A 10415-nucleotide genomic window follows, 5' to 3' on the forward strand; every position below is an offset into this window, starting at 1 on the left:
AACAACAAAAAAGTGGATAAAAAATTATTATTCTAATATATATTAAAAATTTTGACTCTTTTATTTTAGTTATTTGCAGGGCTTTGCCCCGCACCCCAGTTCTTTTTGTGGCCAAAAGAACCAAAAAGACTGCAATTTTTTAGCTAAAAATATTGGTATTATCTTTTTATATATTCCTAGGATATTAGATATAGCACTTGCACTTTTGCGAAGCGTGCCCGAAGGGAGAAAACTTTGACGAAGTCCACACCGCGTAGCGGCGTGAAAAAGTTGATAAAACTTTTATAAAAATATATAAATTGACAAGATATAGTTGTTTAGGTATATACTAATAAATTGACAAACTAACTCTATTTTGTTAAAATATAAAAACATACATTAATTTGGATTTTTTGATGGATAAAAATTATAAAGTAATAGCAAGAAAATATCGTCCGCAAACTTTTGAAGAGGTAATAGGGCAGGAACATATCACAAAAACAATATCTAAAAGTATAGCACAAAAAAAAATAGCACATGCTTATCTTTTTTCTGGTGCTCATGGTGTAGGTAAAACTTCTCTTGCAAGAATTATAGCAAAAGCCTTAAACTGTGTTAATGGTCCTACAGATAAACCATGCGGAGTTTGTCCTTCTTGTACGCAAATAGAAAACGGTACTCCTTTAGATGTTATTGAAATAGACGGTGCAAGCAATAGGGGTATAGAAAATATAAGAACAATAATAGAAAATGTACGCATATCGCCTGTTGCTGGTAAATATAAAGTATATATTATAGATGAGGTTCACCAGATTACTAATGAAGCTTTTAATGCTTTACTTAAAACATTAGAAGAGCCGCCTGCTCATGTTGTATTTATACTTGCTACTACCGAAGCAGACAGAGTACTTCCTACAATAAGAAGCCGATGTCAGCAGTATATTTTTAAGTCTTTGGGTATAGAAGATTTAGAGAAGATTCTTAAGGGTATTTTAGACAAAGAAAATATTGCATATGATGATGAGGCTATATTTTTGATAGCAAAGCAGGCTAGGGGTTCTGTTCGTGATAGTGAAACGATATTAGAAAAGATGATAGCCTATACTGCAGACAAGAAGCATATTACTAGTGGTGATGTTATAGCTGTGGTTGGGGGTAATAATTTTTCTTTTGTTAAAGATTTTTTTGATGTAATGATTTCAAAAGATAAAAAAAATTATTTTCAATTTGTTAAAAAGCTTTTTGAAGAGTCTGTAGACCCAAGAACATTCATTAATAATTTAATTGAGTATATGCGTGTTGTGCTAATGATAAAAAGCGGTATTGATGATATTAAATTATTAGAGATAACAGAAAATGAGAGAGATGATTTAAAAACTTTTGCTAACAATTACAGCGATGATGAGATTGAGCGTATACTTGATTATATATTAAATGTAGAAGAGCGTATAAGAAATGCTTCCAATGCTAGAGTAATATTTGAGATGCGTATGCTTTTGCTTCTTGATACAGATAATTTGATTCGCCCTGTAGACATTATATCTTCAAGCAATGTTCAAACTGTTTCTGACACTAATGAAGACTATGGGCTTAGTAATGATAATATTCAAAAACCTAAAGAAATTAATAATGCTCCTAAACCAGCATATGATGTTCCTCTTAGTCCGAATGACAAAAGGCATATATTTTACAATAAAATTCTTTCATATGTTGAAACAGAAAGCCCAACAATATATTCTTTGTTATCTCAAGGAAACCCAATAGAAAGTAAAGGTGCAACATTAATAGTAGCTATTCCAGAACATATTTACGATATGGTTCAATCTGATAAAAGAATATCAGCATTAATAGCAAGTGCGATACCAAGATTTACAAAAAATAAAGATGTAGCCATACAGTTTCAAAAGGCAGTAGAAGGCAATATGATAGATAAATTAAAAACCCGTCTTCAGGCAACAGAGGTTGACGAGAGTTCTTTATAATAAATAAATGATAAATAAAAAAGAGCCTATAGTATTTCTATAAGCTCTTTTTATTTTTTACTCTTTTTTAAAATCTCACACCTAATTGTGCTCCCAAATCTACACTAGAAAGTTTGAAATTATGACTTTTACTTTCCATAAATGGTATATCATAAGCAATATAAATACCTGCTGTTAAATTAAGCGGTAATATAAAATCAAGCATAACTTTTACATAAGGTATAAAAGGCTTATTAAACTCTTTATAAATATTCTTTGTATCATACATACTCGCCTGACCTATGCCGTCAGCACCATCTCTTTGATACATAAGACCAGCTATAGGAAACTTGAATCCTCCTCCAACTCCTAAAGATACAAATCCAATATCAATTCTAGGCAATAATCCTAAATTAAAACTATCAAAAGAAGCACCATATCTTCCGCTTTGAGATTTTAACCCAAAAGCAAATACATCTTTCTGATACCCAATATCAAAACCAATTCCTAAACCTATATTGCTGATTCCAAAATAATATCCAGGTATAACATGTATTCCAAATTCAAAACCAGCATCAGCCTTAGTATATTTTGAAGCATCAGTACCAGTATAAGTACCCAAACTAAATCCAAAAGGAAGAAGAATATTTACTTCAAAACCTGTCTTTGCCATCAAATTTCCGCTTAATCCAATTACTAGTAAGCTCGCAATTATCACTATTTTTTCATTTTTTACAGTCCTTTATATTGTATGTACTATTTTTTATAGTCGGCAATAGTAATAATCTATTTATAATAAAAAACTATTAAAAAAAGGAATACATATTATTAAATATGCATTCCTTAAATATTATTTTTAATTAATTTTTATTAGAATCTTAATCCAATTTCTCCGCCTAAATCAAATGAAGACATTTTAATATTATTATTAGGGTCTTTATATTCTACCAAAGGTATATCATAAGAAGCATATATACCTAAAACTAGGTTATAAGGCAATAAGAAATCAACAACCCCTTTTACATAAGGTATATAAGGATTTTTAAAAGTATCTTTAAGTCTTTTATAATCATATCCTTGAGAAGTGTATCCTCCGTCACTTTCTCTAAAGTAACTGCTTCCTGCTAAAGGTATTTTTACACCAGCACCAACACCTATTGATACAAACCAAACATCTATTCTAGGAAGTATTCCTACCATTAAGCTATCGAAAGTTAATCCGCCTTTTGATTTTTCATCAATAACTGCTTTGAAAGCAAACACATCTCTATTGTATCCTAAATCTAATCCTAAACCGAATGATAAATTATCAAACCCAAAATAATATGCAGGCTGTAAATGAATACCAAATTCAAATCCAGTATCAGATTTTACATGTTGAGCCTCATTTCCGCTGAAACTGCTGAAGCTTGCTCCAAGAGGTATCATTAACCCTAAACCAAATCCTGTTTTAGCCATAAGTCCGCTGCTTATGCTCATTGCTAATATACTTGTTATTATAATTAATTTTTTCATTTTATTCTTTCTCCTAAAAAATTTGTATCTATATACTAAATTATAGTCATTAAGAAAAATAAACTATATAATAATTTGTTTATTTATTCTCTATGCTATAATGTTATTTGAATTATTAATTTTTCATATTGTAAGACTATTCTAACTTTTTTGCAAGTTATTTTTTGTATTTTTTAACTTTCGACTAAATTGTTAAAAAGTACAAAAATGATAAAATATGATTGCAATAAATGGTAATTAGTTGTATTTTTTAATTTAGCAGAATTAACTTTTAATAAAAAATATAATTAAATAAAAGGTTTCAAATATGCAAGAAAAAATAAATGAACTTAAGAAAAGAAAAGAAAAGATAGAAGAGGCTGGCGGTAAAGATAAAATAGAAGAACGTCATGCTAAAGGTAAATTAACAGCAAGAGAACGTATATTGCATCTTTTAGACGAAGGCACTTTTTGCGAGATTGATGCTTTTATAGAACATAGATGCAGTGATTTTGGTATGGAAAAAAATAAAGTAGCAGGCGAAGGTGTAGTTACAGGATACGGTAAAATTAACGGCAGACAAGTATGTGTATATGCTCAGGATTTTACAGTAATAGGCGGTTCATTAGGACAAATGCATGCTGCTAAAATTTGTAAAGTACAAGATATGGCAATAAAATTAGGCTGCCCTTGTATTGGTATTAACGATTCAGGCGGAGCTAGAATACAAGAGGGTATTGATTCATTAAGAGGCTATGGTGATATTTTCTATAGAAATGTACAGGCTTCTGGTGTAATTCCTCAAATATGTGTAATAATGGGACCTTGTGCCGGAGGAGCTGTTTATTCTCCTGCTTTGATGGACTTTATACTTATGACTGATAAAACTGCTAATATGTTTATTACAGGTCCTCAGGTTGTAAAGGCTGTAACAGGTGAACAGGTTTCTGCAGAAGAGCTTGGAGGAGCTTTTGTTCATAGCAAAACTTCTGGTGTTGCTTCTTTAATGTTCCCTGATGAGATATCTACTTTAGAAGGTGTTAAAAAATTACTTTCTTATATACCTCAAAATAATTTGGAAGATGTGCCTTTAGAAAATACTAATGATGACCCTAATAGAAATGATGAGGAGTTATCAAACATACTTCCAGACAGTCCTAATAAGCCTTATGATATAAAAGAGATTATAAAAAGAGTAGTTGATAATGGTGAGTTTTTTGAGCTTCAGCCTTTATTCGCTACTAATATAGTTATATGTTTTGCTCGTCTTGACGGTAAATCTGTTGGTATAATAGCTAATCAGCCTAATTCTATGGCAGGCGTACTTGATATTAATGCTGCAGACAAAGCTGCTCGTTTCATTCGTTTCTGCGATAGTTTTAATATTCCATTGGTTACATTGGTTGATACTGCAGGATATTTACCTGGTGTAGGTCAGGAGCATAATGGAGTTATTAGACATGGTGCTAAACTTTTATATGCTTATTCTGAGGCTACTGCTCCAAAGATTACTCTTATTATAAGAAAGTCATACGGCGGAGCTTATATAGCTATGTGTTCTAAACATTTAGGTGCTGATATGGTTTATGCTTGGCCTTCTGCTGAGATTGCTGTTATGGGACCTGATGGTGCGGCTAACATTATATTTAAAAAAGAAATAGATAAAGCTGAAGACCCTAAGAAAATGAGAGCTGAAAAGATAGAAGAATACAAAAAAGAGTTTGCTAATCCTTACAGAGCTGCTGTTAGAGGATATGTTGATGATGTAATAGAGCCTGAATATACTAGAAGCTATCTTATTAATGCACTTCATTTATTAGTAAGCAAGAGAGAGACTAGACTTCCTCGCAAACATGGTAATATACCTTTGTAATTTTATATTGTAATTATAATAAAAGGAGTAAATAAATTATGGATCATAATGCTGCTATTACAATATTTGGTATAATATCTGTTTTAATTGTCGCTTTAGTTTTTTATGTTTTGGCTTTATTTTTGGGTATCATTTTTAAGTCAAGAAACACAAAAAAAGAAGAAGAGATTAGTAAGGTTGTAGAAGAGAGTAAAACTAAAGAAGAAGATTTATTAGATGACAGCGAGCTTGTAGCGGCTATTACTGCTTGTATAACTGCTTATAGCGGTAATTCTAAATTTGTAATAACTTCAATAAAAGAGTCTAAAACTCCTGTATGGGGTATGGCTGACAGAATAAAATAAAAAAAGAGAAAATAAAAAATAATTTAGGAGATAAATGATGATTAAAAATTATAAAGTAACTGTTAATGGAAAAAGTTATGATGTATCTGTTGAAGAGATAAGAAATGAGTCTGTTGCTTCAAATAAAGTTTTATCTACTGCTGTTAATAATGCTGTAAGTAATCAGGCAGTAAATACAAAAGCTTCTGCACCAGTTGCAAAACCAGCAGCAGCTGCTGTAAAAGCTCCTGCTATAGATGAGAATGCTATATCTGTAAAAGCTACTATGCCTGGAACTATATTATCATTTAATGTTGCTATAGGAGATAAGGTAACAGAGGGTCAGGTTGTTGCTGTATTAGAAGCTATGAAGATGGAAAATGAACTTACTGCTCCTGCTTCTGGAGAGGTTATATCTATACATGTTGAGAAAGGTTCATCTGTTGTAGAAGGTCAAGTGATATTGCAGATTAAGTAATGTAGTTTTGAGAGGTGAATATGAATAATGCTTTAGGGTTGGATTTTAACTATTTATTTGCTGGTTTTTATCCGCCGTCTTTTTCTCAAATAATAATGATATTGATAGGTGCTTATTTAATTTATATGTCTATATATTATAATAAGAAACCTTTACTTCTTTTGCCTATGGGTGTTGCCATACTAGCTGCTAATATGCCTTTGCCAAAAATAACTGAAGATGTTATTAATGGTTTTTTGGGTATGATATATAATGGTGCTAGCAGTGGTGTTTATTCTGTGCTTGTATTTTTCGCAGTTGGAACTATGATAGATTTAGGTCTTGTGCTTGCTGACCCTAAAAACTTTTTTATAGGTGCTAGTTCTCAGATTGGTATATTTGTTGTGTTTTTTATGATTAGCAATTTAATGGGTTCTGATGTGGCTGCTGCTACTTCTATTATAGGTGCTGCTGACGGTTCTTTAGCTATGTATATGACTACTTTGGTAACTGATGCTAGATATTTTGCTCCTATTGTGATGGCCTCATATCTTTATATGGAGCTTTTGCCTATATTACAGATTGGTGTTACTAAGTTTTTAACTACAAAAAAAGAAAGAACTATATCTATGTCATATTTAAGACATGTTTCAAGGGGAGAGAAGATTATATTTGCGGTAATTGCTATGAGTCTTTGCGGTATATTTTTAGCTAACTCATTCCCGCTTATAGCTGCACTTCTTTTTGGAAGTATTTTAAGAGAATCTGATATTATTAAGAACTTCTCTGTTACTTTACAGAAATCTTTAACAGGTATTCTTACTATGCTTATTGGTATAGCTATAGGTTCTTCTGCTTCTGCTGATACTTTTATATCTTTAAGCACTATATTAATATTTGTATTTGGTTTTGTATCATTAATATTAAATACTGTAATAGGTGTTATAGTTGCTAAGATTATTAATGTACTTACAGGCGGCAAGGTTAATCCTATAATAGGTTCTGCAGGGCTTAGTGCTTTCCCAGTGCCTGCTTGGGGTGCTCATATATATGGACAGGAAAATAGTTCTTCTAACTGTTTACTTCTTCATGCTATGGCAGTTAATATTTCTGGTATCATTTCTGGAGCTATAACTGTTGGTATATTTCTTACTTTTTTCCATAATTGATATATATTGTTTTTTTATATAAATTTTTAGAACAGAGTTATTAAACACTCTGTTCTAATTATTATATAATTATCCTTTTATAAATACATCTTTACCAAACCATTTAGTAGATATTTCGGCAGCCTTTCCATCGGCTCTCATATCATCTAAAGCTTTATCAATAGCATTTAACAATTCTGTATCTGTTTTTCTAAGGCCTACACTAAGATATTGAGATGTAATAGGCTTATCTTCTAATAATGTAAAATCAGCATTCTCTTTAGATATATAATAACGAGCAACAATCTCATCTACTATCACAGCATCTATTCTTTTAGCTTCCAAATCCAAAAAAGCATTAACATAAGAATCATACTGTCTAATCTCTTTAATTTCTTTACTTACAGGGTCATTTACTAATGTTTCATAATTACTGCTTCCGCTTTGCACACCTACTATTTTCCCTTTTAACTCTTCTTTGCTATTAATATCATCTCTATCAGAATATTTTGCTATCATAAGCCTATTGTAAAGATATGGTTTAGTGAAATTAACTTGCTGTTTTCTGCTTTCATTAACTGCAAATCCATTCCATATAACATCAACATCTCCTTTCTTTAAGCTTAATATAGCACTAGACCAATCTATAGGCTTAGCCTCAAGCTCTACACCTAAACGATTAGCAACTTCCCTAGCTAAATCTATATCAAAGCCAACTATCTCTCCATTATCATCTCTAAAACCCATAGGAGCTAAAGTATCATCTAAACCTAATACTAGTTTTCCATTCTCTTTTACTTTTTGTAGAGAATTATCTGCTGAAGATACTTCAGTATTTTGTGTTTGAGTTTTTGAGCAAGATATAGCAAAAATAAATATAAAGAATAAAGTTATTATACGTTTCATTGTTTTTCTCCTATTTTTTTAATAATTTTTTAATTAATATATATAATACGAACCTAATAAAAAATAATCTTAATTAATACTTATAAAAAATTATTAATGATGATGATGCCTAGGAGAATAGTTTTTTAATAATTGCATTGTATAAAAGTTATTATTCATTTTTAAACTCCTATTTTATTTAGTTTTAATGCTGCTATATTAGCCTATATTGAATTATAATTATCCTCTTACAAAAACATCTTTACCAAACCATTTAGTAGATATTTCGGCAGCTTTTCCATCATCTCTCATATCATCTAAAGCTTTATCAATAGCATTTAATAATTCTGTATCTGTCTTTCTAACTCCAACTCCAAATGATTTAGCTGTAATTGGGTATTCTTCTAAAAGTTCAAAATCAGCATTCTCTTTAGATATATAATAACGAGCCACTATTTCATCTACTATCACAGCATCTATTCTCTTAGCCTCTAAATCTAAAAAAGCATTAGCATAAATATCATATTGTCTAATTTCTTTAGTTTCTTTGCTTATAGGGTCAGCTTCTAATGATTCATAATTGCTGCTTCCTGTTTGTACTCCTAATATTTTTCCTTTTAAATCATCTTTAGTTTTAATATCATCTCTGTCAGCATTTTTCACTATCATAAGTCTGTTATTAAGATATGGTTTAGTAAAATTAACTTGCTCTTTTCTAGTTTCATTAATAGCAAATCCATTCCATACCACATCAACATCTCCTTTCTTTAAGCTCAATACGACGCTAGACCAATCTACAGGTTTAGCAACCAACTCCACCCCGAGGCGGTTTGCAACTTCTTTGGCTAAGTCTATATCAAAGCCAACTATATTTCCTTCTTCATCTCTAAAACCCATAGGTGCAAAAGTATCATCTAAACCTAATACAAGTTTTCCGCTTTCTTTCACTTTTTGTAAAGAATTATCTGCGGCAGAAGATGCTTGTGAGGCATTTTGTGTTTTTGAGCAAGATATAGCAAAAATAAATATAAAGAATAAAGTTATTATACGTTTCATAGTTTTCTCCTGTTTTTTAAATTTTTAAATTCATAAATTATAATTTTTAAATAAATTTTTTTTCTTAAGTTAATAAATATAATATTGTTTTAAAATTGATGTTTATAAAACAAAAAGAAATTATTGATGATGATGATGTTTAGGAGAATATTGTCTTAAGAATTGAACTTTGAAAAAGCATTTGCTGTTATTCATTTTTTTATCTCCTATTTTTTTGAATTATTTGTTTTTTTATTATTTAATGGAGGCTTTATATTGTTTTTTAGCCCCCATTAATTTTTTGTTATTTTACAACGATGTCTTTACCAAACCATTTAGTAGAAATCTCTGCTGCTTTTCCATCAGCTCTCATATCATCTAAAGCTTTGTCAACAGCATTTAATAATTCTACATCATTTTTTCTAAAACCTATACCATAAAGCTCTTCAGTTAATGGGCTATTTTCTACAACCTCAAAATTAACATTTTCTTCAGCTATATAATAACGTGCTGCTACTTCATCTATTACAACAACATCTATTCTCTTAGCTTGTAAATCTAAGAAAGCATTAACATTAACATCATAAGGTCTAACCTCTTTAGCTTCTTTACTTATAGGGTCAGCTTCTAATGCTTCCTGATTGCTTCCAACCTGTACACCTAAAACTTTTCCTTTCAAATCTTCTTTGCTGTTAATATCTTTTCTGTCAGAAGATTTTACTATTATAAGTCTGTTATTAAGATATGGCTTAGAGAAATTAATTTGCTGTTTTCTAGTTTCATTTATTGTAAAACCATTCCATAGCATATCAACATCACCCTTGTTTAAGCTTAATATACCGCTTGCCCAATCTATAGGCTTAACTTCTAATTTTACTCCCAAACGATTAGCTACTTCCTGAGCTAAATCTATATCAAAACCAACTACATTTCCAGCCTCATCTCTAAAACCCATAGGTGCAAAAGTATCATCTAATCCTAATACCAATTTGCCTTTTTCTTTTACTTTTTGTAGAGAGTTATCAGCTCCTGTTTGAGTGTTTTGCGTTTCTGTTTTTGAACAAGATATAGCAAAAATAATCATAGAAAATAAAATTAATATACGTTTCATAGTTTTTTCCTCCTAAGTTAAATAATTTTTTTTAAAATTAATCTATATAAACGTAATAAAAAAATAATGTTTTTAAAATTGTTTTTTATATTTGTTTATCAAAGAAATGATTATTGATGATGATGATGATGTTTAGGAGAAGAGAATTG

At 30.4% G+C, this 10415-nt stretch carries 10 protein-coding genes; 5 read left to right on the forward strand and 5 right to left on the reverse strand.

Annotated elements, in window-relative coordinates:
* Window positions 1–395: 395 nt before the first annotated feature.
* On the forward strand, window positions 396–1961 hold the full coding sequence (gene dnaX, locus BPP43_RS09475; protein ID WP_013243942.1) for a DNA polymerase III subunit gamma/tau: 1566 nt from the start codon (window positions 396–398) through the stop codon (window positions 1959–1961).
* Between the two features lie 67 nt (window positions 1962–2028).
* On the opposite strand, the gene BPP43_RS09480 is transcribed toward dnaX, so the two are convergent.
* Window positions 2029–2613, reverse strand: a complete 585-nt coding sequence (locus BPP43_RS09480) for a hypothetical protein (RefSeq protein WP_015274807.1) — start codon at window positions 2611–2613, stop codon at window positions 2029–2031.
* Between the two features lie 197 nt (window positions 2614–2810).
* Complete coding sequence (locus BPP43_RS09485) at window positions 2811–3455, reverse strand: hypothetical protein (protein WP_014935291.1); 645 nt, start codon at window positions 3453–3455, stop codon at window positions 2811–2813.
* A gap of 307 nt (window positions 3456–3762) precedes the next feature.
* On the opposite strand from BPP43_RS09485, the gene BPP43_RS09490 reads away from it, so the two are divergent.
* From BPP43_RS09490 to BPP43_RS09505, 4 genes are read left to right on the forward strand one after another with little or no spacing between them, the layout of a single operon-like run.
* The gene (locus BPP43_RS09490) at window positions 3763–5307 is read left to right on the forward strand and encodes an acyl-CoA carboxylase subunit beta (RefSeq protein ID WP_013243939.1); all 1545 of its coding nucleotides are present in this window, start codon (window positions 3763–3765) and stop codon (window positions 5305–5307) included.
* Window positions 5308–5345: 38 nt separating this feature from the next.
* Window positions 5346–5651 (forward strand): OadG family protein, encoded by a 306-nt coding sequence (locus BPP43_RS09495; RefSeq protein WP_015274808.1) that lies wholly within the window; start codon window positions 5346–5348, stop codon window positions 5649–5651.
* Between the two features lie 37 nt (window positions 5652–5688).
* Window positions 5689–6108 (forward strand): biotin/lipoyl-containing protein, encoded by a 420-nt coding sequence (locus BPP43_RS09500; protein WP_014935294.1) that lies wholly within the window; start codon window positions 5689–5691, stop codon window positions 6106–6108.
* A gap of 20 nt (window positions 6109–6128) precedes the next feature.
* On the forward strand, window positions 6129–7256 hold the full coding sequence (locus tag BPP43_RS09505) for a sodium ion-translocating decarboxylase subunit beta (RefSeq protein ID WP_014933884.1): 1128 nt from the start codon (window positions 6129–6131) through the stop codon (window positions 7254–7256).
* A gap of 69 nt (window positions 7257–7325) precedes the next feature.
* Here BPP43_RS09505 and BPP43_RS09510 read toward each other — a convergent pair whose 3' ends face one another.
* From BPP43_RS09510 to BPP43_RS09520, 3 genes are all read right to left on the reverse strand, one after another.
* Entirely contained in the window at window positions 7326–8141 is an 816-nt protein-coding gene (locus BPP43_RS09510; protein ID WP_013243935.1) for an amino acid ABC transporter substrate-binding protein, read from the reverse strand.
* A gap of 219 nt (window positions 8142–8360) precedes the next feature.
* Window positions 8361–9176: an amino acid ABC transporter substrate-binding protein gene (locus BPP43_RS09515; RefSeq protein ID WP_013243934.1), complete on the reverse strand. Its 816-nt coding sequence runs from the start codon at window positions 9174–9176 to the stop codon at window positions 8361–8363.
* 283 nt (window positions 9177–9459) lie between these two features.
* On the reverse strand, window positions 9460–10266 hold the full coding sequence (locus BPP43_RS09520) for an amino acid ABC transporter substrate-binding protein (RefSeq protein ID WP_015274809.1): 807 nt from the start codon (window positions 10264–10266) through the stop codon (window positions 9460–9462).
* Between the last annotated feature and the right edge of the window lie 149 nt (window positions 10267–10415).

Origin of the sequence: Brachyspira pilosicoli P43/6/78 (genome assembly GCF_000325665.1) — a bacterium.
Taxonomy (GTDB): Bacteria; Spirochaetota; Brachyspiria; order Brachyspirales; family Brachyspiraceae; genus Brachyspira; species Brachyspira pilosicoli.

Bases quoted from the DNA above. Each gene is read 5' to 3' on its own strand.
- dnaX (WP_013243942.1), top strand. From the start codon at position 396: ATGGATAAAAATTATAAAGTAATAGCAAGAAAATATCGTCCGCAAACT.
- BPP43_RS09480 (WP_015274807.1), bottom strand. From the start codon at position 2,613: ATGGCAAAGACAGGTTTTGAAGTAAATATTCTTCTTCCTTTTGGATTT.
- BPP43_RS09485 (WP_014935291.1), bottom strand. From the start codon at position 3,455: ATGAAAAAATTAATTATAATAACAAGTATATTAGCAATGAGCATAAGC.
- BPP43_RS09490 (WP_013243939.1), top strand. From the start codon at position 3,763: ATGCAAGAAAAAATAAATGAACTTAAGAAAAGAAAAGAAAAGATAGAA.
- BPP43_RS09495 (WP_015274808.1), top strand. From the start codon at position 5,346: ATGGATCATAATGCTGCTATTACAATATTTGGTATAATATCTGTTTTA.
- BPP43_RS09500 (WP_014935294.1), top strand. From the start codon at position 5,689: ATGATTAAAAATTATAAAGTAACTGTTAATGGAAAAAGTTATGATGTA.
- BPP43_RS09505 (WP_014933884.1), top strand. From the start codon at position 6,129: ATGAATAATGCTTTAGGGTTGGATTTTAACTATTTATTTGCTGGTTTT.
- BPP43_RS09510 (WP_013243935.1), bottom strand. From the start codon at position 8,141: ATGAAACGTATAATAACTTTATTCTTTATATTTATTTTTGCTATATCT.
- BPP43_RS09515 (WP_013243934.1), bottom strand. From the start codon at position 9,176: ATGAAACGTATAATAACTTTATTCTTTATATTTATTTTTGCTATATCT.
- BPP43_RS09520 (WP_015274809.1), bottom strand. From the start codon at position 10,266: ATGAAACGTATATTAATTTTATTTTCTATGATTATTTTTGCTATATCT.